Origin of the sequence: Ramlibacter sp. GCM10027632, assembly GCF_042675325.1 — a bacterium.
Classification (GTDB): Bacteria; Pseudomonadota; Gammaproteobacteria; order Burkholderiales; family Burkholderiaceae_C; genus Ramlibacter.
This window is the reverse complement of the sequence record NZ_JBHTGW010000009.1, coordinates 15,880-40,422: the sequence shown is the minus strand read 5'-3', so window position 1 is coordinate 40,422 and position 24,543 is coordinate 15,880. Positions and strand designations below refer to the sequence as shown.

Annotated in this window: 20 protein-coding genes and 1 tRNA gene; 12 read left to right on the top strand and 9 right to left on the bottom strand. The window is 71.9% G+C overall.

Annotated features, from left to right (window positions below):
- Window positions 1-61: 61 nt before the first annotated feature.
- Together ACFQZY_RS14150 and ACFQZY_RS14145 are read right to left on the bottom strand one after the other, a co-directional pair.
- A complete protein-coding gene (locus tag ACFQZY_RS14150; RefSeq protein ID WP_377416848.1) occupies window positions 62-1,057 on the bottom strand; it encodes a response regulator in 996 nt (331 codons plus the stop codon).
- Window positions 1,054-4,434 carry an ATP-binding protein gene (locus tag ACFQZY_RS14145; RefSeq protein ID WP_377417260.1) on the bottom strand — a complete coding sequence of 1,127 codons (3,381 nt, stop codon included), beginning with the start codon at window positions 4,432-4,434 and terminating at the stop codon, window positions 1,054-1,056. The genes ACFQZY_RS14150 and ACFQZY_RS14145 overlap by 4 nt, the downstream gene beginning before the upstream one ends.
- A 199-nt stretch (window positions 4,435-4,633) precedes the next feature.
- On the opposite strand from ACFQZY_RS14145, the gene ACFQZY_RS14140 reads away from it, so the two are divergent.
- The 7 genes from ACFQZY_RS14140 (at window position 4,634) to ureG (ending at window position 9,224) form a co-directional block, all read left to right on the top strand.
- On the top strand, window positions 4,634-4,936 hold the full coding sequence (locus ACFQZY_RS14140) for an urease subunit gamma (protein ID WP_377416846.1): 303 nt from the start codon (window positions 4,634-4,636) through the stop codon (window positions 4,934-4,936).
- A 16-nt stretch (window positions 4,937-4,952) separates the two neighbouring features.
- Complete coding sequence (locus tag ACFQZY_RS14135) at window positions 4,953-5,129, top strand: hypothetical protein (RefSeq protein ID WP_377416844.1); 177 nt, start codon at window positions 4,953-4,955, stop codon at window positions 5,127-5,129.
- The gene (locus ACFQZY_RS14130) at window positions 5,129-5,434 is read left to right on the top strand and encodes an urease subunit beta (protein ID WP_377416842.1); all 306 of its coding nucleotides are present in this window, start codon (window positions 5,129-5,131) and stop codon (window positions 5,432-5,434) included. Before ACFQZY_RS14135 ends, ACFQZY_RS14130 begins: the two co-directional genes overlap by 1 nt.
- Window positions 5,431-7,149, top strand: a complete 1,719-nt coding sequence (gene ureC, locus ACFQZY_RS14125; protein WP_377416840.1) for an urease subunit alpha — start codon at window positions 5,431-5,433, stop codon at window positions 7,147-7,149. Before ACFQZY_RS14130 ends, ureC begins: the two co-directional genes overlap by 4 nt.
- Before the next feature lie 92 nt (window positions 7,150-7,241).
- The gene (ureE, locus tag ACFQZY_RS14120) at window positions 7,242-7,892 is read left to right on the top strand and encodes an urease accessory protein UreE (RefSeq protein ID WP_377417259.1); all 651 of its coding nucleotides are present in this window, start codon (window positions 7,242-7,244) and stop codon (window positions 7,890-7,892) included.
- Window positions 7,852-8,583: an urease accessory protein UreF gene (locus ACFQZY_RS14115; protein WP_377416838.1), complete on the top strand. Its 732-nt coding sequence runs from the start codon at window positions 7,852-7,854 to the stop codon at window positions 8,581-8,583. Before ureE ends, ACFQZY_RS14115 begins: the two co-directional genes overlap by 41 nt.
- A complete protein-coding gene (gene ureG, locus ACFQZY_RS14110; RefSeq protein WP_377416836.1) occupies window positions 8,580-9,224 on the top strand; it encodes an urease accessory protein UreG in 645 nt (214 codons plus the stop codon). The genes ACFQZY_RS14115 and ureG overlap by 4 nt, the downstream gene beginning before the upstream one ends.
- Window positions 9,225-9,231: 7 nt before the next feature.
- Here the strand turns inward: ureG and ACFQZY_RS14105 are convergent, their stop codons facing one another.
- Window positions 9,232-12,120, bottom strand: coding sequence for an EAL domain-containing protein (locus tag ACFQZY_RS14105; RefSeq protein ID WP_377416834.1), 2,889 nt, complete (start codon window positions 12,118-12,120; stop codon window positions 9,232-9,234).
- Between the two features lie 8 nt (window positions 12,121-12,128).
- Entirely contained in the window at window positions 12,129-12,989 is an 861-nt protein-coding gene (locus ACFQZY_RS14100) for a phosphate/phosphite/phosphonate ABC transporter substrate-binding protein (RefSeq protein ID WP_377416832.1), read from the bottom strand.
- 111 nt (window positions 12,990-13,100) lie between these two features.
- Between ACFQZY_RS14100 and ACFQZY_RS14095 the strand changes: the two genes are divergently transcribed.
- Window positions 13,101-13,188, top strand: a tRNA-Ser gene (locus ACFQZY_RS14095).
- A gap of 76 nt (window positions 13,189-13,264) precedes the next feature.
- Window positions 13,265-14,458, top strand: coding sequence for an MFS transporter (locus tag ACFQZY_RS14090; protein WP_377416830.1), 1,194 nt, complete (start codon window positions 13,265-13,267; stop codon window positions 14,456-14,458).
- Window positions 14,459-14,504: 46 nt separating this feature from the next.
- Here ACFQZY_RS14090 and ACFQZY_RS14085 read toward each other — a convergent pair whose 3' ends face one another.
- The 4 genes from ACFQZY_RS14085 to ACFQZY_RS14070 all read right to left on the bottom strand — a co-directional run bounded on the left by ACFQZY_RS14085 (window position 14,505) and on the right by ACFQZY_RS14070 (window position 21,333).
- A complete protein-coding gene (locus ACFQZY_RS14085) occupies window positions 14,505-16,586 on the bottom strand; it encodes a TonB-dependent receptor family protein (RefSeq protein WP_377417257.1) in 2,082 nt (693 codons plus the stop codon).
- Window positions 16,587-16,626: 40 nt separating this feature from the next.
- The gene (locus tag ACFQZY_RS14080) at window positions 16,627-17,211 is read right to left on the bottom strand and encodes a c-type cytochrome (protein ID WP_377416828.1); all 585 of its coding nucleotides are present in this window, start codon (window positions 17,209-17,211) and stop codon (window positions 16,627-16,629) included.
- Between the two features lie 6 nt (window positions 17,212-17,217).
- Window positions 17,218-18,444, bottom strand: coding sequence for a PQQ-dependent sugar dehydrogenase (locus tag ACFQZY_RS14075; RefSeq protein WP_377416826.1), 1,227 nt, complete (start codon window positions 18,442-18,444; stop codon window positions 17,218-17,220).
- 105 nt (window positions 18,445-18,549) lie between these two features.
- Complete coding sequence (locus ACFQZY_RS14070) at window positions 18,550-21,333, bottom strand: PAS domain S-box protein (protein WP_377416824.1); 2,784 nt, start codon at window positions 21,331-21,333, stop codon at window positions 18,550-18,552.
- A 114-nt stretch (window positions 21,334-21,447) separates the two neighbouring features.
- Here ACFQZY_RS14070 and ACFQZY_RS14065 point away from each other — a divergent pair, with 114 nt between their 5' ends.
- Both ACFQZY_RS14065 and ACFQZY_RS14060 read left to right on the top strand, forming a co-directional pair.
- Window positions 21,448-21,588 (top strand): hypothetical protein, encoded by a 141-nt coding sequence (locus tag ACFQZY_RS14065; protein WP_377416822.1) that lies wholly within the window; start codon window positions 21,448-21,450, stop codon window positions 21,586-21,588.
- 211 nt (window positions 21,589-21,799) lie between these two features.
- Window positions 21,800-22,882 carry a porin gene (locus ACFQZY_RS14060; RefSeq protein ID WP_377416820.1) on the top strand — a complete coding sequence of 361 codons (1,083 nt, stop codon included), beginning with the start codon at window positions 21,800-21,802 and terminating at the stop codon, window positions 22,880-22,882.
- Between the two features lie 73 nt (window positions 22,883-22,955).
- Here the strand turns inward: ACFQZY_RS14060 and ACFQZY_RS14055 are convergent, their stop codons facing one another.
- Window positions 22,956-24,002 (bottom strand): S1C family serine protease, encoded by a 1,047-nt coding sequence (locus ACFQZY_RS14055; protein ID WP_377416818.1) that lies wholly within the window; start codon window positions 24,000-24,002, stop codon window positions 22,956-22,958.
- Window positions 24,003-24,155: 153 nt separating this feature from the next.
- Between ACFQZY_RS14055 and ACFQZY_RS14050 the strand changes: the two genes are divergently transcribed.
- Window positions 24,156-24,536: a hypothetical protein gene (locus ACFQZY_RS14050; RefSeq protein WP_377416816.1), complete on the top strand. Its 381-nt coding sequence runs from the start codon at window positions 24,156-24,158 to the stop codon at window positions 24,534-24,536.
- The last annotated feature ends 7 nt before the right edge of the window (window positions 24,537-24,543 follow it).

Sequence of the window (24,543 nt, the reverse complement as noted above, 5' to 3'; positions counted from 1 at the left end):
CCGGACCGCCCGGCGCGCGGTTCGTAGTACCCGGTCCTGCTGAGCGGTTCCTGCCCCGCCCTCACCCCTCGAACTGCGGATTCACCTGCCGGATCCGGTTCATCGCCATCCCCGCCGCCGCCGTGCGCGTCTCCACGCCCAGCTTGGCGAACACCCGCTCCAGGTGCTTCTTCACCGTGGCGGGGCTCGCGCCCACGATGTCGGCGATGTCGCGGTTGATCTTGCCCTTGGCCACCCAGTACAGCACCTCGGCCTCCCGCGCGGTCAGGCCGAAGGACAGGCTCATGGCCTCGATGACCGCGGCGTCCGACTCCTCGCGCATGACGATCAGCCACTCGCCACCCGCCTCGTCGTCCCCGGTCTGGCGGTGCAGCCGGAAGGTGAGGCGGCGCGCCCCGGCCTCGAAGGGCAGGCGCGGCGGCTCCACCTGGTGCGCCGCCTGCGGCGCATGGCGCCGCAGCCAGTCCGCCACGGCCTGCGGCACGTGGGACGGGCGCAAGGCCATCTCCTCGCCGAACCAGCCCGCGAGCAGGTCGCGCGCCAGCGGGGTCTGCCACATCAGGCGGCCATCGCTGGCGCGGACGGTGAGGCTGGCGTAGCCGAAGGCATCGAGCGCGTTGCGCGTCTGCCGTGCCAGCCGCGCGCCCTGCAGGTGCACGCCCATGCGGGCCAGCACCTCCTTGGGCTTGATCGGCTTGGTCACGTAGTCCACGCCGCCGGCCGCCAGCGCCGCGACCAGGTGCTCGGTCTCGGTCAGGCCGGTCATGAAGATGATGGGAATGTGCGCGGTCGCCGGCGAGGCCTTGAGGCGGCGCGCGACCTCGAAGCCGTCGATGCCGGGCATCACCGCGTCGAGCAGCACGATGTCGGGCACGGCCTGCGCAGCGCGCTGCAGCGCCGCCTCGCCGCTGGTGGCCACCAGCACGGTGTAGCCGCTCTCGTCCAGCGCGTCGTGCAGCACGGCGAGGTTGTCGGGGACGTCGTCGACGACCAGCACCACGTCGGCGTGGCTGCGGTCCAGGGGATCGCCCGCGGCGGGGCCGGCGAAGGGGTTCACGCGGGGTTCTCCTGGGCGGCGGCCTCGTCGAGGCGGCGCGCCATGGTCTCGAATTCGAAGCCGCGGGCCAGCGCGCGCATCTGCTCGCAGAACGCCTGGCTGGCGGGCTGCGCCGCCTCGATCTCGGCGAGCCGGTTCAGGATGCCGCGCAGGTAGCCCAGTTGCACGAGCTCGCGCAGGCTGGCGAGGGCGGCGGCGTCGGGCCGGGTGGCGGCCTGCGACACGGGTGCGGGAGCCGCCGCCACCGGCGGCGGCGCGGCCAGCCAGCGCAGGCCGAGCTCGCGCTGCAGCCAGTCCAGCAATTCGCCATGCCGCACCGGCTTGACGATGAAGTCCTCCGGCCGGATGCCCAGGCCGTTCTCCAGGCCCTTGTCGAAGGCATTGGCCGAGACCACCGCCACCCGGGTGGCCGCCAGGGGCCCCATGCGGCGCAGGCGGCGGATGGTTTCCCAGCCATCGATGCCGGGCATGGCCAGGTCCATGAAGATGGCGTCGGGCACGAGGCCGGCGGCCAGCAGGTCCAGCGCGTCGTGGCCGCTGGCGGCGGTGCGCAGCTCGAAGCCCAGGGGCTCGAGCAGCTGCACCAGCAGCTCGCGGTCGGCCTCCTCGTTGTCCACCACCAGCAGGCGGCGGCGGGGGCCCTCGTAGCCGTGGCGCGCCTGCGGCACCGGCCGGGGCGCGGGCGCATCCTGCACCGCGGGCAGGAACAGCCGGACCCGGAAGGTGGTGCCCTGCCCCGGCGTGCTGGCCACGGTGAGCTCGCCGCCCATGAGGTCGGTGAGCATCTTGGCGATGGTCAGGCCCAGGCCCGCGCCGGGCGCGGGGCCCGCCTCGACGGCCCCGGCGCCACGGGTGAAGGGCTCGAACACCCGCTCGATCTCCTGCGCGGTCATGCCGGGCCCGGTGTCCTCGATGTCGATCTGCGCCATCTCGCGCCCGTGCCGCACCCGGAAGGTGACGCTGCCCTGCGCGGTGAACTTGATGGCGTTGCCCAGGAGGTTGATCAGGATCTGCCGCAGCCGGCGCTCGTCGGCCCGCACCACCTCGGGCAGCGTGCCCTCGGCCTCGAAGCGGAAGGCCAGGCCCTTGCCCGAGGCCTGCAGCTCGAACAGGCCGGCCATCTCGTGCAGGCAGTCGGCGAAGCGCATCGGCCCCACCTCCAGCCGCAGCTTGCCCGCCTCGATGCGGGCGATGTCCAGCGTGCCTTCGATCAGCGAGAGCAGGTGCTCGCCCCCGCGCCGGATCACGTTGACGGCCTGGCGGCGGTGCGGCGGGATGCCCGGGTCCTCCCCCATCAGCTGGGCGTAGCCGAGGATGGAGTTCAGCGGCGTGCGCAACTCGTGGCTGATGGCGCTGATGTAGCGGCTCTTGGCCTGGTTGGCCTGCTCGGCGGCGTGGCGGGCCTGCTGCAGCGCCGCGTCGGTCTGGCGGTGCGACTCGATCTCGCGCACCAGCAGGTGCGTCTGGCGGTTGGATTCCTCCTGCGCCACCTGCCGGCTCTTGTGCGCCAGCACCAGCCACCAGGCGACGATGCCGGCCAGCACCAGCAGCGCCAGGTAGGCCTTGAGGAAGCCATTGCGCAGGGTGGCCTCGAACGGCGCGGCGAGGCCGCCGGCCTGGTCCTGCAGCGCCTGCAGCTCCTGGTGATAGAGCAGCCCGAAGATGGCCGCCAGCACCGGCGCGATCACCATCGCCAGCAGCAGGAAGTGGCCGAGGCCGGTCTCCAGGTAGGGCCAGGCGGCGCGCGGCAGCAGCCAGCGCAGCGCGGCCCGCCACTGCGAGGCCAGGTTCGCGTGCGGCTTGCACAGGTCGCCGCAGCGCGCGTCCAGGGTGCAGCACAGGGAGCAGATCGCGCCCTGGTAGGCCGGGCAGTGCGCCATGTCGGGCGCCTCGTAGTCACGCTCGCAGACCACGCAGCGGCGCAAGGCCGCGGACAGGGGCGTGCCCGCCTCCTCGCCGGCGCCGCCCCCGGGGGCCGGCGGCGACGCGGGGCGCGCCAGGTAGTAGCGGCCCCGCGTGGCCCAGGCGATCAGCGGCGCCGCGCAGAAGGCCACGCCCAGCGCGATCAGCGCCGAGAAGGCCTGCGCCATCGGCCCGAACAGGCCCAGGTGGGCGCTGATGGACAGCACCGAGGCCAGGGCCATCGCGCCCACGCCCACCGGGTTGATGTCCCACAGGTGCGCGCGCTTGAACTCGATGCCCCGGGGCGACAGGCCCAGCGGCTTGTTCACCACCAGGTCGGCCACCACCGCCATGAACCAGGCGATGGCGATGTTGGCGTACAGGCCCAGCACGTCGCCGAGGGCCTGGAACACGTTCATCTCCATCAGCATGAAGGCGATGAGGGTGTTGAACACCACCCACACCACCCGGCCCGGGTGGCTGTGCGTGACCCGCGAGAAGAAGTTGGACCAGGCCAGCGAGCCGGCGTAGGCGTTGGTCACGTTGATCTTCAGCTGCGAGACCACGACGAACAGCGCGGTCGCCGCCACCGCCCACCCGTAGTGCGGGAAGACGTATTCATAGGCGGCCAGGTACATCTGGTTCGGGTCCACCGCGCGCTCGGGCGGCACCATGTGCGAGATCGCCAGGTACGCCAGCAGGGCGCCGCCGAGCATCTTGACCACGCCCAGCACCACCCAGCCCGGGCCGCCGGCCAGCACGCCCGCCCACCAGGCGCGCCGGTTGGCCGCCGTGCGCGCCGGCATGAAGCGCAGGTAGTCGGCCTGCTCCCCCATTTGGGTGATGAGCGCGATGCCCACGGTCAGGGATGCACCGAACGAGTGCAGATCGAATCCCGGCACCGGAGACTTCTCACCACCGTAGTGCACGACGCCGGAAAACGCACCAGGATCGCGCACCACCACATACGCGAAGGGCACCACCAGCATCACCAGCCACAGGGGCTGCGTCCAGGCCTGCAGGCGGCTGATGGCGGACACGCCGTGGGTGACCAGGGGGATGACCACCAGCGCGCACACCAGGTAGCCCCAGGCCGGCGGGATGTCCAGGGCCAGCTCCAGCGCGTAGGCCATGACCGCGGCCTCCAGCGCGAAGAAGATGAAGGTGAAGGAGGCGTAGATCAGCGAGGTGATCGTCGAGCCGATGTAGCCGAAGCCGGCGCCGCGCGTCAGCAGGTCCATGTCGACGCCGTAGCGGGCGGCATGGACGCTGATCGGCAGCCCCGCCAGGAAGATGATCAGCCCGGTGGCCAGGATGGCCCAGAAGGCGTTGACGAACCCGTACTGCACCAGCAGCGTGGCGCCCACCGCCTCCAGCACCAGGAAGGAGGCGGCGCCGAAGGCGGTGTTGGCCACGCGGAAGGCGGACCAGCGCCGGAACCGCTGCGGGGCATAGCGCAGCGCGTAGTCCTCCATGGTCTCGCGGGCCACCCAGGCGTTGTAGTCGCGGCGCACCTTGACGACGCGCTGGGGCGCGTCGTCGGCGGGCACGGGGTGGATCGGGATGGATTCGCGCACGGGGCGCAGGTGCAAAAACCGCGCCCGCCATACGCCATAGGGCGGACGCGCAGGCACACCCCTTGCAATACCATCCGCCGGTTATCCCGGAACTGCCATGGACCTCACGCCCCGCGAAAAAGACAAGCTCCTGATCTTCACCGCCGCCCTGCTGGCCGAGCGGCGCAAGGCCCGGGGACTCAAGCTCAATGTGCCCGAGGCGATCGCGCTGATCACCGCCGCCGTCATGGAGGGCGCGCGCGACGGCAAGACCGTGGCGCAGCTCATGAGCGAAGGCCGCAGCGTCCTCACGCGCGACGACGTGATGGAGGGCGTGGCCGAGATGATCCCCGACATCCAGGTCGAGGCCACCTTCCCCGACGGGACCAAGCTGGTCACCGTCCACCAGCCGATCGTTTGAGAAGCCGAGCCCCCGAATGAACAAGCAACTGACCCTCGCCGCGGCCACGCTGGCCGCGACCACCGCCGCCTTCGCCCACGAGGGCCACGGCATCGCCGGCGCCAGCCACTGGCATGCCACCGACACGCTCGGCCTGCTGCTGGCCGTGGGCTTCGCCGGCCTGGCCTGGTGGTTCACCCGCGGCGGCAAGTGATGACCCCGGGCGAACTCCTCGTCGAGGACGGCGACCACGCCCTCAACCCCGGCCGGCGCACGTCGACGGTCGTGGTGCGCAACACCGCCGACCGGCCGATCCAGGTCGGCTCCCACTACCACTTCGCCGAAACCAACGCCGCGCTCGCCTTCGACCGCGACGCCGCCCGCGGCATGCGCCTGAACATCGCCTCCGGCACGGCCGTGCGCTTCGAGCCGGGCCAGCAGCGCACCGTCGAACTGGTGGAGTTCGCGGGCGACCGTGTGGTGGTCGGCTTCCGCGGCCTGGTGCAAGGAACCCTATGAGCAGAATCTCGCGCCGCGCCTACGCGGAAATGTTCGGGCCCACCAAGGGCGACCGCGTCCGCCTCGCGGATACCGACCTGGTCCTGGAGGTCGAGGAGGACTACACCCTGCGCGCCGGCGGCTACGGCGAGGAGGTGAAGTTCGGCGGCGGCAAGACCATCCGCGACGGCATGGCCCAGAGCCAGCGAAGCCGCGCCGAGGGCGCCATGGACACGGTGCTGACCAACGCGCTGGTCGTGGACCACTGGGGCATCGTCAAGGCCGACATCGGCCTCAAGGGCGGGCGCATCGTGGCCATCGGCAAGGCCGGAAACCCCGACACCCAGCCGGGCGTGGACATCATCATCGGCCCGGGCACGGAGATCATCTCGTGCGAGGGCAGCATCGTCACCGCCGGCGGCATCGACAGCCACATCCACTTCATCTGCCCGCAGCAGATCGAGGAGGCGCTGGCCTCGGGCGTGACCACCATGTTCGGCGGCGGCACCGGCCCGGCCACCGGCACCTTCGCCACCACCTGCACGCCCGGCCCCTGGCACATGGAGCGCATGCTGCAGGCGGCCGACGCGTTCCCGATGAACCTGGGCTTCATGGGCAAGGGCAACGCCAGCCAGCCCCAGGCGCTGCGCGAGCAGATCGCCGCCGGCGCCATCGGCCTGAAGCTGCACGAGGACTGGGGCAGCACGCCCAGCGCCATCAGCAACTGCCTGGACGTGGCCGACGAGATGGACATCCAGGTGGCCCTGCACTCCGACACGCTGAACGAGTCGGGCTTCGTGGAGGACACCATCGGCGCCACGAAAGGCCGCGGCATCTGCGCCTTCCACACCGAGGGCGCGGGCGGCGGACACGCGCCGGACATCCTGCGCGTGGTGGGCGAGGCGAACTTCCTGCCCTCCTCGACCAACCCGACGATGCCCTACACCGTCAACACGCTCGACGAGCATGTCGACATGCTGATGGTGTGCCACCACCTGGACCCGGCCATCCCCGAGGACCTGGCCTTCGCCGAGAGCCGCATCCGCAAGGAGACCATCGCGGCCGAGGACATCCTGCATGACCTGGGCGCCATCAGCATGTTCTCCTCCGACTCGCAGGCCATGGGCCGCGTGGGCGAGGTGATCCTGCGCTGCTGGCAGACCGCGCACAAGATGAAGGTCCAGCGCGGCAAGCTGCCCGGCGACACCGACCGCCACGACAACGCGCGCGCCAAGCGCTACGTGGCCAAGTACACGATCAACCCCGCCATCGCGCACGGCATCAGCCACGAGGTGGGCAGCATCGAACCCGGCAAGTGGGCCGACCTGGTGATCTGGAAGCCGGCCTTCTTCGGCATCAAGCCCTCGGTGATCCTCAAGGGCGGCAGCATCGCGATGGCCGCCATGGGCGACCCGAACGCCTCGATCCCGACGCCGCAGCCGGTGCATTTCCGGCCGATGTTCGGCAGCTACGGCGGCTCGCTGGCGAAGTCGTCCATCACCTTCGTCTCGCAGGCCGCGCTCGACGCCGGCCTGCCGCAGCAGTACGGCCTGTCCAAGGTGGTGAGCGCGGCGAAGGACATCCGCCGCGTGCGCAAGCAGCACATGGTGCACAACGCCTGGCTGCCGAAGATGGAGATCGACGCCCAGACCTACGCGGTGCGCGCCGACGGTGAGCTGCTCACGTGCGAGCCGGCCAAGGTGCTGCCGATGGCGCAGCGCTACTTCCTGTTCTGACGGGCGCCGGGCCCAGAATACGGGCTCGCCCCCAGCATCCGACGTGGTGGGGGCCCCGCCCCTTCCACCTTCGAATCCGATCCATGAGCCACATCCTCACCGTGGGCAAGGTCCTGGCCGGCGGCCACGGCCTGGCCTCCGTCCTCCTCAAGCGCGCCGCCACCGTAGAACTCGACTGGGACGTGCGCCAGAAAAGCCGCTTCGACTGCACCGACTCGCAGGGCCGCCAGCTCGGCGTGTTCCTGCCCCGCGGCACCGCGGTGCGCGGCGGCGACGTGCTGGTGGCCGAAGACGGCTCGCTGGTGCGCGTGGTCGCCGCACCGCAGCCGGTGCTGGTGATCACCCACTGCACCGCGCACGGCAGCCCCTTCGACCTGACCCGCGCGGCCTACCACCTGGGCAACCGCCATGTGCCGATCGAGCTGCGGCCGGACCACCTCAAGATCGAACCCGACCACGTGCTGGCCGACATGCTGCGGTCCATGCACCTGATCGTGCGCGAGGCCCGCGAGGCCTTCGAGCCCGAAGGCGGCGCCTACGGCAGCGGCCATGGCGGGCACTCGCACGGCCACGGTCATTCGCACGGCCACGGACATGCCAGTGACCATGACCATGACCATGACCACGGTCACAAGCACGCCCACGAGCCCTCGCACACCCATGGCGACCACGCCCCCTGTGACCATGAGCATGACGACGGCCATGACCACACCCACGGCCATGGACACCAGCACCCGCATTGAGCCGAAGCCCGAGCCCCTGCCCGGCGACGCCGCGCTGCTGCAGCTGATGTGGCTCGCCTCGCCCGCCTTGCCGGTGGGCGGCTTCTCCTACTCCGAGGGCCTGGAGGCCGCGGTCGATGCCGGCCGCGTGGCCAGCGAGGCCACCGCCGCCGACTGGCTGGCCGACCAGCTGCACCTGGCCCTGGCGCGCGCCGACTTCGCCGTCGTGGCCCAGGCCGTGGCGGCCTGGCGGGCCGACGACACGGACCGCGTGCGCGCGCTGGACGACTGGTGCCTGCGCACCCGCGAGACCTCCGAGCTGCGCCTGCAGGCCGAGCAGATGGGCCGCTCCCTGGTGGAGTGGCTCAAGTCCGTGCGCCCCGACCTCGCCGCGCGCGCGGCCGCCGCGGGCCGCCTGACCTACCCCGTGGCCTGGGCGCTGGCCGCCAGCGCCAGCGGCGCCGGCGTGCGCCCCATCGTGCTGGCCTACGCCTTCGGCTGGGCCGAGAACATGATGCAGGCGGCGATCAAGTCCGTCCCCCTGGGCCAGAGCGCGGGGCAACGCATCCTCGCGCGCCTCGCCCGTGAAATCCCGCCCGCCGTCGACCTCGCCCTCTGCCTGGGCGACGGGGACCGGCAGGCCTTCTCCCCCATGCTGGCCATCCTCTCGGCCCGGCATGAACACCAGTACTCCCGCCTTTTCCGATCATGAGCCTGCACCACATCGCCAACCGCACCAAGAAACTGCCGCCCCTGCGCGTGGGCATCGGCGGGCCCGTGGGCTCGGGCAAGACCACCCTGCTCGAGATGCTGTGCAAGGCCATGCGCGAGACCTGGGACCTGGTGGCCATCACCAACGACATCTACACCAAGGAGGACCAGCGCCTCCTCACCGTGAGCGGCGCGCTGCCGGCCGAGCGCATCATGGGCGTGGAGACCGGCGGCTGCCCGCACACCGCGATCCGCGAGGACGCCTCGATCAACCTCGAGGCCATCGACCGGATGCTGGAGCAGTTCCCGGATGCCGACATCGTCTTCGTCGAGTCCGGCGGCGACAACCTGGCGGCCACCTTCAGCCCCGAGCTGAGCGACCTCACGGTCTACGTGATCGACGTGGCGGCCGGCGAGAAGATCCCCCGCAAGGGCGGCCCCGGCATCACCAAGAGCGACCTGTTCGTGATCAACAAGACCGACCTCGCCCCGCACGTGGGCGCCGACCTGGCGGTGATGGAGGCCGACACCCAGCGCATGCGCCAGGGCAAGCCCTACGTCATGACGAACCTCAAGACGCAGGACGGGCTGGCGCAGGTGATCGCCTTCATCGAGCGCAAGGGCCTGCTCGTCGCGGCCTGAGGCCAGGTCAGGCCGTGGCCCGGACCGCCTCGACGCGCCAGCTGCCGTCGGCCTGCCGGTGCAGGCGCCGGCCCTCGCGCATCATGGCCGCGCACGCCTCGGGCGCCACCGGCCGCGAGAAGTAGAAGCCCTGGATCTCGTCGCAGCCGCGGCGCGCGAGGATGTCCAGCTGCTCGGTCGTCTCCACGCCCTCGGCCACCACCTTGAGCTGCAGGCTGTGCGCCAGGCCGATCACCGCGCGGGCGATGGCGGCATCGTCCGGGTTGGTGGCCAGGTCGCTGACGAAGGCCCGGTCCACCTTGAGCGCGTCGAGCGGGAAGCGGCTCAGGTAGGAGAGGCTGGAGTAGCCCGTGCCGAAGTCGTCCACCGACAGCCGCAGCCCGTAGCCGCGGAACCGCTGGAGCTGCTCGGTCGATTGCGCCGGGTCGCGCATCAGCATCGACTCGGTCAGCTCGAACTCCAGCAGCGAGGGGTCGATGCCGGTGTCCGCGAGCACCGCGCGCACCTGGCCATCGAGCTCGCCGGAGGAGAACTGGCGGGCCGACAGGTTCACCGCCACCCGCGGCACCTTCAGCCCCTGGGCCTGCCAGTCCAGGATCTGGCGGGCCACCGCGCGCATCACCCACTCGCCCACGCCGAGGATCATGCCGGTGTCCTCGAGCACGGGGATGAACTCCGCGGGGCTGACCAGCCCGCGCGCCGGGTGCCGCCACCGCAGCAGCGCCTCGAAGCCGCAGATGCCGCCGGTGGAGAGGTCCACCTTCGGCTGGTATTCCAGGAAGAACTCCTCGCGCTCCAGCGCGGCGCGCAACTGGGTCTGCACGGCCAGGCGGTCGGAGGCCTGGGCGCTCATCTCCTCGGTGAAGAACTCGAAGGCGTTGCGGCCCGCCGCCTTGGCGGCGTACATCGCGCGGTCGGCGCGGCGCACCAGCGTGGCGGCCTCGACGCCGTGGTCCGGCGAGAGGGCGGCGCCGACGCTGGCGGAGATGAAGGCCTCGCGCCCGTCGAGGTCGAAGGGCTGGCCCAGCTGCGAGATCAGCTTGCGCGCGACGCGCTCGGCGTCGCCCGGGCTTTGCAGGCCGGTGAGGAGGACGGCGAACTCGTCCCCCGACAGGCGCGCCACCGTGTCGCCGGCGCGCAGGCAGGAGACCATGCGGTGGGCGGCCTGCACCAGCAGCAGGTCGCCGGCCTCGTGGCCCAGGGTGTCGTTGACCAGCTTGAAGTGGTCCAGGTCCAGGTACATCAGGCACAGGCGCGTGTCCTGTGCGGGGGCGGCCTCCAGCGCCAGGTCGAGGCGCTCGAGCAGGAGGCGTCGATTGGGCAGGCCGGTGAGCGCGTCGAACTGCGCCAGGTAGGTGAGGTGCTCGCGGGTGTGGTGCCGCTCCCTGGCCGCCGAGAGCACGTGCACCAGGCTGCGCAGGAAGTCGCGGTCGGCGTTGCGGAAGGCGCGCGGTTGCGGCGTGGCCGCCACCAGGGCGAAGCGCAGGCCCGAGGAGGCGTCGGCCTCGCCCTGCTGCACCAGCAGGCCGCGCACGCCATGGGCCTCCAGCAGGCGCGGCGGCGGCGCCAGGCGCGGCGGGTCGCCCTCGAGGGCGGCCGGCACGCCGACCCAGCCTTCCTCCCAGCCCATGCCGGCCTCGACGCGGGGCGCGGGATCGTTCGGCCCCTGCACCAGCAGCGCCGCGTGGTCCACGTGCAGGCCGCTGCACACCAGCTCCAGCGCCAGCTGCTGCAGGCCCGAGACATCGTCGCCGCCCAGGGCCTTCTGGCCGAAGGTGGTGATCATGTTCTGCCGGCGCACCTGGTCGATCAGCTCGCGCTCGGAGGTCTTCTGCACGGTGACGTCGATGTCGATGCAGATGTACTTCTCCACCTGCAGGTGGTCGGCGCCGAAGATCGGCACGATGCTGCGGCGGTGCCAGCGGCGCCGGCTCATCGCGTCGACCACCGCCACCTCGCCGTGCCAGGTGCTGCCGGAGGGCTGCCAGTCGCGGCCCTCAGCGTCCTGCAGGCGCTGGCCCAGGAGCGCGGCGCGCGGCAGGCCGACGGCGGCGACGAAGCGGTCGTTGGCATAGACCAGCCGCCCCTCGGGGTCGAGCTCGCAGACGATGGTGGCCTCGTCCATCGCCTTCTTGTGCTGGATCAGCGCGTGCATCAGCGAGTCGATGCGCTGGCCGAACTGGGCGCGCAGGCTGCCGGCGGTGCGGTTGATCACGTCGACCGCGCGGCGGATCTCCAGCGGCGCGTCATCGGAGAGCGCGGCCTGCGCGTCGATCGCGCCGGCCAGCACCTGCTCCTCGTACACGTGGAGCCGGTCCAGGTTCTGCAGCCAGCGGCGCAGGGCCAGGCGCATCACCAGCAGGCCCGCGCCCAGGCCGAAGAAGATCAGGGCCGCCGTCTGCAGGGACAGTGCCCACAGGTCTCCGGCGATCTGGCGGGCGTTGAAGCGAAGCTCCAGCACGCCGTAGTTGCGTCCGCCCACGCTGACCTCGCGGCGCAGGTCCGGCATGCGCTCGGCCACCAGGCCGGTCAGCCAGGCCGGCGCGCGCGGCAGCGCGCGGTCTTCGGCCCGGATGCGGCCGCCGGCCTTGTCCGAGTAGACCGCCTCGCGCAGGGGCGAACTGGTCACGATGCGATCGAGCAGCCGCTGGATGGTGTCGAAGTCGCCGATCAGCGCGCTCTCGGTGATCGGCTGCATCGAGACCTCGGCCAGCTTCACGACCGATTGCTGGTTGTCCTCGATGTGCTGCGTGAACTGCTGGTAGGTGATCAGCCCCAGCGCGCCCAGGGCCGCGATGAGGATGCTCAGGCCGTAAAGCAGGAACACCCGTGACGCCAGCGACTGCGGCATCCAGGCCCGGAAGTTCCGGGGCGCTGGCGAGGCGCGGGCGGTCATCGGTCGGGTCAGCGCAGCGCCGCCGGGGCGGTGCGGTAGAAGTCGCGGTACGAGGCGTAGTCGGCGTCGGTGGCCGCGACGAAGGAGACCGGGTCCTTGGCCTGGATCACGCGGGCCGAGGCTTCCAGCACCTGGCGGCCCTCGGGGTCGCGGTGCATGCCCAGGAAGGCGCGGGCCACGGCCTGCACCTGCGCATCGGGCACGCGCGGGGACGCCATGAGCGCCAGGTCGCTGAAGGGGGCGGACGACCACAGCACGCGGAACTTGCGGTTCTCCCGCGCGGCGTACTCGGCCACCATCTGCGAGTTGGTCCCCATGGCCGCGGTGCGGCCGGAGACCAGCTGGGTGAACGCCGCGTCGAGGTTGCCGGCGAACACGGCGCGCGCCGGGATGCGGCGCTCCAGCAGCTGGGCGTAGGTGACCTTGTAGGCCACCAGGGCTTCGGGGCCGGGGAAGGCGATGTCCTTGTCGCCGAGGTCGGCCAGGGTCCGGATGGGGGACTCGTCGGGCACGATGATCTGGCCCGACACCGGCGGCGCGTTGCGGCGGCCGAACACCTTCCAGCCGAGCTTGGCGCGCTCGGGGCTGAACAGGTGGTTGGTGAAGGCGAAATCGGACTCGCCGGCCAGCACCAGGGCGGTGGTCTCGGCCGAGGTCCGCCCCAGCTTGAGCTGCAGCGTCACCCCGCTGCGCTGGGAGACGTACTCGAGGATGGGGTTCCAGTAGCTCGCCGACAACTGCAGGCTGTGCTGGTTGACCGGGGAGAAGTGGTAGGTGGCGGCCGGCGCCTGCGCCCGGGCGGGCAGCGAAGCCAGGGACAGGGCGGCCAGGCAGGCCAGGCCGGCAGCGAGTTTGCGAATGAAAGTCATGCGGCGCACGAGGATATTTTGGGCATTTTATGCCTCCTTATCTGCAGACGATCCAGGGAAATCGCCTGCCTTCGGGGCCCTTATCCAACGATCTAGAATCAGGGTCACCACGGAGGCGTGGCAGAGTGGTCGATTGCACCGGTCTTGAAAACCGGCAACGGGCAACCGTTCGTGAGTTCGAATCTCACCGCCTCCGCCAGGCGCCGCCTCGGTCGCCATCCCCCGGTGGCTTCAGGCGACAGCGGAGCCAGCCGGTGGTAGGGCACCATCCGGGCATGCACAACAAGCCCACGACGCTCCTGCTGAACATCGGTCACGCCCTGGACCACATGTTCCTGCTGATATTCGCCACGGCCGTCACCTCCATCGCCAGGGACTTCGGGGTGGCGCGCTGGGAAGACCTCATGCCCTACAGCGTGGCGGCGTTCTTCTTCTTCGGGCTGGGCTCGCTGCCGGCGGGCCGCCTGGGGGACCTGTGGGGCCGCCGCCAGATGATGATCGTCTTCTTCGTGGGCATCGGGCTGGCGTCGATCCTGGTGGCGTTGACGACGACCCCGCTGCAGCTGGCCGTGGCCCTGGCGGTCCTGGGGTGCGCGGCCTCCATCTACCACCCGGTGGGCATTCCCATGCTGGTGCAGGGCGCGGCCCGCCCCGGCTGGACGATCGGCGTGAACGGCCTGGCCGGCAACCTGGGCCTGGCCCTGGCAGCGGCGGTGACGGGGCTGTTCATCAAGTACTGGGGCTGGCGGATGGCCTTCGTGATCCCGGGCGTGGCCAGCATCCTGTGCGGCCTCGCCTTCGCCGCCTGCGCCCCCCGCGAGGCGATGGCCCCCGCCAGGAAGAAGGCCGCCGCAGGCGCGCACCCGGGCCTCTCGATCGCCCGGCTGCTGATGGTCATGACGATCGCCGCCACCAGCGGCAGCATGCTGTTCAACTTCTCCACGAGCAGCAACTACGAGCTGCTGGCGGACAAGTTCGCCCAGGTCTCGCAGGACCCGGCGCGCATCGGGCTGTTCCTCGCGGCGGTATACGTGCTGGCCTCACTGACCCAGCTGCTGGTGGGACACCTGCTGGACAAGGTGGCCCTGAAGACGCTGTACCGCAGCGTGATCGTCGTCCAGCTGGTGGCCCTGCTGCTGGCCAACGCCACGCACGGGTGGGCCTTCTACTTCGCGCAGCTGCTGTTCATGGCGGCCATCTTCGGGGCGGTCCCGTTCACCGACGCGATGGTCGTGCGGTACGTGGACGATGCGATGCGCTCGCGCGTCTCCGGCATGCGGCTCGCCGTGGCCCTGGGCGCCAGCTCACTGGCGGTGTGGCTGATCGGCCCCATCGTCAAGGCGGCCGGCTTCAGCACCCTGATCTGGGTCATGGCGGGCACTTCATGCATCACCCTCGCGGTGGTGAGCCTCCTGCCGGGCACGCCCGTGCCGCCCGGGACGGCCGCAGCGCCGGGCGAGGCCCGCTAGCGGACCGGAGGCGCCGGCCGGCACGCCGGCCCGGGCGCCCGCAGGCTCAGAGCGGCACCTTGACCTGCACCCCCAGCACCCACGAACGCGGCAGCCCCGGCTCATAGAAGCCGCCGCTGGCCTGGTTCACGATCACCGAGCCGATGGTGCGGCGGTCGGCCAGGTTGTCGATGCCGCCGAAGGCCTCGACGCTGGCCGCGTCCACCTGCCAGCGGTGGCGCATCCGCAGGTTCAGCAGGCCGTGGCCGGGTGCGCTCGCGGTGTTGGCGTCGTTGGCCCACAGGCGGGAGCGGCCGGTCCAGTCCAGCGCCGCCTCCAGGCCCGCCGGCGGCTTGCCGGACACCGGCAGGCCGCGCTGCGACCACTGCAATGAACCGAAGGCCTGCCGCGCCGGCACGCCCGGCAGCCGGTTGCCCGCCGGCACGCCGGAGAAGGCGGTGTCGTAGGTCGCGCGGATCAGGCTGGCCGAGGCCAGGGCGCGCCAGTGCGGCGACCAGGCCTGGCGCAGCGAGGCCTCCAGGCCCTGGCGCACGGTGCTGGTGGCATTGGCGAAGGCCGTGCGGCCGCCGGCGGACAGGGCGGAGACGATCTCGTCCTCGGTGTCGATGCGGAAGACGGCCAGGTCCAGGCGGGTCGCCGGCGCGGCGGCCCACTTCGCGCCGGCCTCCAGGTGCCGGCTGCGCGCCGCGGCCAGGCGCGTGTTGAAGCTGCCCACCACCGCGGTGCCGGCGACGGTGTAGGCCGCCTCGGCCAGCGTCGGCGTCTCGAAGCCCTTGCCGTGGTTCACATAGAGGTTCAGCGTGTCGGTGGCATGCCAGGTCAGGCCCAGCACCGGCTGCGTGGCGCGATGGCGCACCGAGCCCGAGCCGTCACGGCCGTCGGCCAGGTAGTCGTCGCGACTGCGCAGCGTGACGTCGCTGCGGCGCGCGCCGGTGGTGAGGGTCCAGTGCCCGCCGAGCCGCCAGTGGGCCTGGACGAAGACGTCGCGGTTGCCGGACTGGTTCCATTCGTTGCGGTCGATGGCACCGGTCTTCTCGCCGGCCGCGGCCGGGCCGCCCTGGCGCTGCTCGCCGGCGCGCTCGCGGTCGAAGCCGGCCACCCAGTCCACCGCGGTGTCGCCGCCCAGGCGCGCCTTGCCATCGAGCTGCAGGCCGACGCCGTCGAAGCGGCGGGCCAGGCCCACCCAGGTGTTGCCGGCCTGGAACTGCAGGTTCTCCCGCTCGCCGCCGTAGACCCGCCCCTGCAGCCGCAGCGAGGACGAGAGGCGGTGCTCGACCACCGCGCCGAGCTGCTCCTGCGAGACCACCTTGCGGGTGGCCCGGGCCACCGCGTTCGTGCCCGCGGCGGAGGGAGTGGCCAGCTGCGAGGCGGTCAGGCCCAGCGGGTCCTGCGCCAGCGGCATGTCGAAGAGATTGGCCACCAGCCGCACCCGCGTGCCGGGTTGCGCGTCGACGGTGACCACGCCGTTGAAGTGGCGGCGGCGTGCCGCGCTGTTGTCACGCCAGCCGTCGGTCTCGAACTCGCTGAAGTCGGCCACGATGCCGACCCTGCCCCCGGGGCCCGCGCGCCCGCTGGCCTGCCAATCCGAGCGGCGCAGGCCGAAGGACCCCTGGGTGGCCTGCGCCTGCCCCTCGGGCTGCGCGCCCGCCTCGCGGGTGAACGCCTGGATCACCCCGCCCGAGGCGTTGCCGTGGATCTGGGCCAGCGGCCCGGCGAGGACCTCGATGCGGCCCGCCGAGGACAGGGCCACGGTGGAGGCCTGCCCTTGGCCGTCGGGCGTGCTGGCGGGAATGCCGTCGACCACCAGGCGCAGCCCGCGCAGGCCGAAGGCGGCGCGCGCGCCGAAGCCGCGGATGGAGACCTGCAGGTCCTGCGCGTAGTTGTTGCGATTGAGCGAGACCACGCCCGGCACGCCCGCCAGCGCCTCGGAGAGGTTCACCTGCGGGCCGGCGGCGCGGATCGCCGCCTCGTCGACCACGTGGACCGAACCCGGGGTGTCGAAGGCGCGCAGCTCGAGGCGGCCGGCCTGCACCGCCACCTCGGGCAGGGTGGGCGCCGGCGCGGTCTGCGCCTGGGCGGCCAGCGCGGTCGCCGTCGCGGCGGCGCCGGCCAGGAGGTGGTGCTTCACGGCCAAGGGATGCCTCGCTCGGGTCGGGATTGCGGAAGGTTCAGGGCGCCAGCCGGGAGAGGAAGTGGGCCATGGCCCGCAGGTCGTCGTCGCTCACGCCATACAGGGACGCGGCCATGATGGTGTCACGCCCCACCGCCTGGTTGGCGCGGAACTGGCGCATGGTGTGCAGCAGGTAGTCCTCGCGCTGCGCGGTCATGCGCGGCACCTGGTCGCGGCCCGCGTAGCTGGGGAGGTGGCAGATGCCGCAGCGCATCTCGGACGCCAGCTGCCGGCCGCGCTCGAACAGGGCCGTGTCGCGGTCCGCCGGCGGCGGCTTGAGCGGCAGCGCCGCGTAGTGGCGGGCCAGCGCGGCGATCTCCGCGTCGGAGACGCCGTCGAGCGTGCCCTTCATCGCGGCGATGTCGCGCATGCCCTCGCGGATCATCACCAGCTGGTTCTCCAGGAACACGCGCGGCTGGCCGGCCAGCGAGGGCGTGTCCTTCATCTGCGAGTTGCCATCCGCGCCGTGGCAGGCCCCGCACAGGGCCAGCCTCGGCGCGATGTTCTGCGCGAGCGCGACGGGCGCCGCGACGAGGGCCGCCGCGCCCAGCACGGCGGCCTGCAGCCAAGCCATTGGATGCATCGGCGCTCAGCGTGCGTAGGTGATGCGGTAGATCGCGCCGAGCTGCTCGTCGGAGACGAGGACCGAGCCGTCGGCCATCTGCATCATGTAGGCCGGGCGGCCCCAGAACGACTGGGTCGCGGCATCCATGAAGCCGGTCATGAACGGCTCGACCTTCGCGTTCTTGCCGTCGGCGGAGGCCTTCACCATCACCACGTCGTAGCCGATCTTCTGGGTGCGGTTCCATGAGCCCTTGCGCGCGTTGAACAGCACGTTGCGGTACTCGGGCGGGAACATGCTGCCGGTGTAGAACATCACGCCCATGGAGGCGGCGTGCGGCCCCATCAGGGCCACCGGCGGCTCCACGCCGTCGCAGGCGTTGGCCTTCTTCACGTCCGGGTCGGGCAACTTGCCCTCGTGGCAATACGGGAAGCCGGCGTTCATGCCGGTGCGTGCCAGGCGGTGCATCGTGTCGTTGGGCGTGTCGTCACCCATCCAGTCGCGGCCATGGTTGGAGAACCAGAGCTCCTTGGTCTGGGGGTGCCAGTCGAAGCCGACGGTGTTGCGCACGCCGGTGGCCAGCACCTCCATGCCCGACCCGTCGGGGTTGTAGCGGCGGATCTGGGCGTACTCCTGGGTGGGCAGCTCGCAGATGTTGCAGGGGGCGCCGAAAGGCACGTACAGCTTGCCGTCCGGGCCGAAGGCGATGTACTTCCAGTTGTGGTGCTGCTCCTTCGGCAGCTTGAAAGCCTCGGTCATGTCCACCGGGGCGACGCCCGGGTTCTTCGTGATGCCGTCGTAGCGCAGGACCTTGTCGATGGCCATCACGTACAGCGAGCCGTTGCGGTAGGCGACGCCGGCGGGCTGGTTCAGCCTGTCGACCACGGTGCGCACGGTGCGCTCACGGCCGTTGTCGGTGACCTCGTAGACGCGGCCGATGGCGCGGGTGCCGACGTAGATCTTGCCGTCGTCGCCCTGAGCCATCGCGCGGCCGCCGGGCAGGCCGGTGGCCCAGACCTCGATCTTGAAGCCGGGGGGCAGCTTGACCTTGTCGATCGGGATCTCGGAGGCCGGAGTCACGGTGAGCTTGCCAGCCAGCGGGGCGAGCGTGGAGTTGGCCATGCTCGCCGGCATCCCCTGCTTCCAGGCCGGGGGCGGCGCGGCGGGGGCCTGGGCCGAGGCGGCCAGGGCGGACACGGCGAGCGACAGGCCGAGGCCGATCGCCCGCAGGCGCGAAACGGGGAACTGGTTCAAGGGACGTCTCCTGTTTAGGGCGAGAGACCGATGAACATAGACAAGGCGACCGGCGGGCAAATCAGTGGTGTTCCCTAGAACCTGTCGCCGCCGCGACCCGCCGCCTCAGGGCGCCGCGGCCAGCACCCGCAGGCGCGCCACCATCTGCTCCATCTCGAACGGCTTGGTGATGTAGTCGTCCATGCCGGCCTTCAGCGCCTCCTCGCGCTGGTTGCTCATGGCGCCCGCGGTGAGCGCGATGACGGGCAGGCCGGCCAGCGCCGGGTCCGCACGGATCGCGCGCACGGCCTCGAGGCCGTCCATGACCGGCATCTGGACATCCATCAGCACCGCGTCGAAGTCGGCCGGGCGCTCGCGCAGGCGCTCCAGCGCCTGCGCGCCGTCGCCCGCCATCTCGACCCGGGCTCCCTCGCCTTCGAGCAGCAGTCGCGCCACCTCGCGGTTGATGTCGGCATCGTCCACCACCAGCAGGCGCATCCCCGCCAGGCGCTGCGCCCCCGGCTCAGGCGCCTGCGCCGGCACCTCCGGCGGCGCCACCGCGGCGACCGGCAGGCCCAGCGTGAACCAGAACTCGCTGCCCTGCCCGGGCTCGCTGCGCACGTCGATCTCGCCCCCCATCAGCGTCACCAGCTGCCGGCAGATGGCCAGGCCCAGACCGGTGCCCCCGAGCTGGTTGCGCGTGACCTCCTCGGCCTGCGCGAAGGGCGCGAACAGGTGCGGGCGCAGCGCCGGAGGGATGCCGGGCCCGGTGTCGCTCACCGAGAGGCGCAGGTGCAGCCGGTCCTCCTCGCGGCGCAGCACCTCGAGCCGCACATCGACCCGGCCACGCTCGGTGAACTTGATCGCGTTGCCCGCCAGGTTGTAGAGGACCTGCCCGAGGCGCTGCGGGTCGCCCATCACGGCGGGCAGGTCGCCGCGTACCGGGTGGACCTCGAACTCCAGGCCCTTTTCCCGGGCCGAAGGCTGCAGCGCCTCGGCCAGCGAGGCCAGCACCTCCTGCAGGCGCACCGGCTGGTGGACGATCTCGAAGCGGCCGGCCTCGATCTTGGCCAGGTCCAGCAGGTCGTTGATCACGCTGACCAGGCTCCGACCGGCGCTGCGGATGCCCCTCACCAGCACCTGGAGCTGGTCACCCTGGGCGCCGCGCTCCAGCACCTGCGCCGCGCCCAGGATGGCGTTCAGCGGCGTGCGGATCTCGTGGCTCACGTTGGCCAGCAGCGTGTCCTTGGCGCGGTTGGCGCGCTCGGCCTCCTCCTTGGCGGCGAGAAGCTGCGCGGTGCGCTCGGCGACCGTGTGCTCCAGCCCGGTGTTGATGCGCCGGATCTCGGCCTGGGCCTGGCGGACCTGCGCCTCGGCCGCCTTGCGCGCGTCGATGTCGGCAATCAGGACCACCGCATGGTCCGGGACGCCCTCGGGCGTGGACACCATCGAGGCCGTCACCTCGACCCAGGCGACGCGGCCATCCCTGCGGACGACGCGGGACTCACGCTGGTAGGTGGCGATGGCGCCGGTCACGAAGCGCGCGCGCAGCGCCTGCCCGTCCTGCAGGTCCTCGGGATGGGTGTGGTCGCGGAAGTCCGAACCGACCAGCTCCTCGGGGGTGTAGCCCACGATGTCGCAGTAGCGGCGGTTGACGCGCAGGATGCGCCCGTCCAGGGCCAGGTGGGCGATGCCGACCGCGGCCTGCTCGAACGTCGCGCTGAATTCGCGCTCGCGCGCCTGCAGCTCGCGCTGCGTGCGCTGGCGCGCGGTGAGGTCGACCAGGGACACGAGGTAACGGTCGCCGTCGGCGCCCGTCAGGGGCGCCACGCCGACCTCGACGGGAACGTCCGTGCCGTCGGCGCGCCGCGCCGCCAGTTCGCGGCCCTCGCCGGCCGGGCCGGCGCCCGGCCCCCGGAGCGCCACGCCCGGCAGCAGCGCCTCGACCGGCCGGCCCACCAGCTTGCCGCGGGCCCGGGCGAACAGGCGTTCGGCCCGGGCGTTCACCAGCTCGATCGCGCCCTGGCGGTCGACGACCAGCATGCCCACCGGCGCGCCCTCCAGGGCCTCGCGCACGCGCCGGTCGATCGCGGCGGCATGGCGTGCCACCCGCAGCACCAGCACGATCATCACCAGCAGCATCAGCAGCGTGAACAGGGCATCGCCGATCGCGCGTTCATAGAGCCCGTAGGCGGCGCCCAGGCGCTGCAGCAGCGCCATCACCAGCGGCACCAGGACGACCAGGGCCGGCAGCGTCCGCCACAGCACGCCCTCCGCCCCCACCGCGCTGAGGCGCGCGGTCCAGCCCTCGCCGGGGCGCGCGAACAGGACAGCGAAGGCCAGCATGACCAGGCCGAATGCCGCGTGGAGCGCCACGCCGGTGAAGGGCCGCAGGCTGGCGACGCGCTCGGCCCCGTAGACATGGACGGTCAGCGCACCGACGCCGAGGAACAGCACCACCAGCGGCACGACCGGCCGCCAGCGCCGCGCCGCCGGCGTGGCCGGCCAGGCGATGCAGGCGCCGCACAAGGCCACGCCCAGCGCGGTCACCGGTGCGATCCGGGCATCCGGGACCCCGGCGACCCTGCCACCGGGCAGCAGCAGGCCATCGAGGCGCAGGTCGACGCCGGAGAGGACCTGGGCGAGGCTGGCCAGCCCCAGGGCGCACACGGCCCAGCCCAGGCCCGCGGCGGTGCGCCGCCAGCGCGGGTCACCCCGGCGGTGCAGGGCCAGCACGGCCAGGCCGCCCAGGGCCAGGGCGAGTGCGCCGTTCGGTGCGATGCTGCGGTGGCCGGGGAAAGGCTGGCGCAGCGGGGGCAGGTCGAACCACCAGCCCGCCAGCCCGGCGAGGCCGATCACGACGACAGCCCCGGCCAGCAGGCGCGAGGCCGCCGCAAGGCGGGCGCGCATGGCGGCATCGGTCAGCGGGAGGGGGCCGGCGGCCCCCGCGGATGGCACCGGCGGGTCCATGGATGAATCCGAGAGGAGACCGGGTCATTCTAGGGACCGGCCGGCCCAGTTGCGATGCTCCTGCAGCCCCCCGATCCGGCACCCTGGGGCCAGGCCATCGCCTCGCCGCGCTCGCGCGCCGGCGCCTCGATCACCCGCGTCACCGGCTCCTCGAGCACGCGCAGGCCCGCAGCCTGCGCGGCGCTGCCTCGCTGACCCGGCTGATGCGCACAAGCCTGTCCATCGGCATCGCGTTCACCCCGGGCACGCTCCCGGCAGCCCGCGCACCGCGGCAGCAGCGGACGTTGCGCGCCGCCGACATGTCACGCGCGCGTCACGCGCCCGTCCCGGTCCTGTCATCCGCCGAATCGAGACTTTGCCTGTCGCTTTTCAGGGATCAACAGGAGGTATGAACATGAAATTCAAAATGAACCACATTGCAATGGCCGCAGCGATCGGCCTCGGCTGTCACACTTTCGCCGTCGCCCAGACCAGCCAGGTCAAGACGGCCGGGAACTGGGAGTTCTATGGACGCGCCCACCTCTCCGTCGACCAGCTGGACAACGGCGCTGTTTACGACCGTACCAACGTCTCCAGCAACTCGTCCCGCCTCGGCTTCCGCGGCGACAAGCAGTTCGGCAGCCTGAGGGGGTTCTGGCAGATCGAATCGGAGGTGATGTTCAGCAAGACCTCCGATTCGTCCGCCACGCAGGACGACAAGAACCGCCTGGCCACTCGGGATACCTTTGCCGGCATCGAAGGCCGCTTCGGCAATGTGCGCTTCGGCAAGTTCGACACGCCGATGAAGGCCGCACGCGAAGCGGCCAACCTGTTCGGCGACCAGCTGGGCGACATGCGCAACATCACCCGCGCCGGCGCCCGGTTCGACGAGCGCCCGAACAACCTGATCCAGTACCAGTCCCCCGCCATGAACGGGTTCCGCCTGGCGCTGGCGTACGCGCCGCACGAGGGCACGACCGCGGTGACCGATGCCGCCACCGGTGTCGAGACCAAGAACGCGATGACCAGCGGCTCGCTGACCTACACCGGCACGGACCTGGTGGCTGCCCTCGCCTTCGAGGACTACGAGAAGAACGCCTCCGCCGGCGACCGCAAGGCCACGCGCCTGGCCGTGTCCTACCGCGTCATCCCCTCGCTGCGCCTGGTCGGCTTCTACCAGGACGCCAAGGCCGTGGTCTCCGGCGTGAACGAAGGCAGCAAGGTGACCGGCTTCGGCGCCGAGTACCAGCTGGTGCCCAACGAGTACGTGCTGCGCGCCCACATGTTCGACCGCAAGGCGGACAAGGCCAACGCCGACTCCACGCTGTACGCCGTCGGCGTCGAGAGCATCATCAGCCGTGAGCTGCGCCTGTACGCCAACTACGGCACCGTCGACAACGACGCGTCCGCCAGGGTCGTCCCCTGGGCCGAAGGCCGCACCGCCAACGCCGCGGGCGCCAACGGCAAGACCGCCAGGGGTTTCTCGGTGGGCATGATCTACAACTTCTGAGATCGCCCGGTTTCTCCAGGTTTCTCCTTCTTCGAAGGCCGCTCCTGCGGGAGCGGCCTTTTTTCATGGGGGCTCAAACGCCCTTGGGCCGGGCCATCGCCTCGCCGCGCTCGCGCACCGGCACCTCGATCACCCGCGTCACCGGTCCCTCGAGGACGCGCAGGCGGATCGCGCCGTCATCGGCGCGGTGCGACCACACCTTCTTGTAGAACGCCTCCAGCGTGCTCACCGTCTCGCCGTCGACGGCCAGCACCCAGTGCCCCGGCCGCAGGCCCGCCGCCTGCGCGGCGCTGCCCTCGGTGACCCGGGTGATGCGCACATGCCCGTCCATCTGCATCGCGTTCACCCCGAGCCAGGGACGGCGCGCCTGCGGGTTGGCGCCGGTGCGAAGCAGCTCGTCGATCACCGGGCCGAGCACGTCCACCGGAACGAACAGGTTGCCCGGCGCGACCTCGGGCACGTCCTCGGGCATCACGTCGCGCATGACGAGGTGGCCCACGCCGACCAGCTCGCCCTGGGCGTTGAACAACCCTGCGCCGGAGTGGTTGAACACCGGCGGCGCGGTGTAGAGCGCCGAGTCCAGGTGGTACTCCCAGTAGCCGGTGAAGGCGCGCGTGTCCATCAGCCGCACCGCGCCCGCCTGGCGCGGCGCCATGCCGGTGATGAACAGCAGCGGCGTGCCCTTGGCCAGTGAGGCCGCCGAGCCCAGGCGCGCCGGCTGCACGCCCGCCAGCGGGAACAGCGGCTTGACCAGGCCCAGGCCGGTGACCGCGTCATAAGCCACCACCTGGCCGGGCACCTTGGCCTGGCCGCGCGTGGTGATCTCGACCCGCTCGGCCTCCAGCACCAGATAGCCGATGGTCAGCACCAGGCCCTGCGGCTCGATGACGACACCCGTGCCTTCGCGCTGGCGGCCCAGCGTGGAGGCCGAGGCGGCGCCCTCGACGGCCCGCACCTCCAGGCCGACGGTGGCGGACTGCAGCGCCTCGAAGCGCTGGCGCAGGGCCTCGTCCGCGGGCGGGGGCGCCTGGGCCCCGGCGGGTGCCGGCGCGGCGAGGACGAGGAGCAGGCAAAGGGCGCTCAGGCCGGCGAACGCGCCGTGGGAGAAGAAGCGGGCCATGGCAGGTACCTCCGGAGCCCATGCTAGTGCGTCGCGCGGATTCCTGCTGTCACCCGGATGCGCCCACGCCGGGCCGATGGCCTTGGTGATTACCCTGCACCGGGCTATGGCTCTGCGAGTCCGATAGCATCCGATAGTTCTAGCCCGATCGACATGCCCGTCCGACTCGCCAACCTCCGCCGGATCCTCTGCGCCCTGGTGCTGTGGGCCCTGGCGTGGGCGTTTGCCGGCCTGCTGCCGGCCTCGGCCGCGGTCGAGGCGGCCGACCCGGGCGAGGTGATGGCCGCCGTCCTCCTCGAGGACCTGCAGGCGGGCGCCAGCGCCGCGCCGTCCAGTGGCCCCGAGGCCCAGTACGGGGCCTGTTGCCTGCACTCGCCCGACACCGGCGAAGCGGAATCCGCCGACCGGGAGTGCGTGTGGCCCTCGCACGGCATCCGCGTCGAGCGGCCCGCCGCACGCTTCCTGCCCCGGGGCCTCACGCAGCCCCAGCACGCGCCCGCTCCCCCCCTGCGCCCGCCCTGCGCGCGGGCCTGACCCCGAC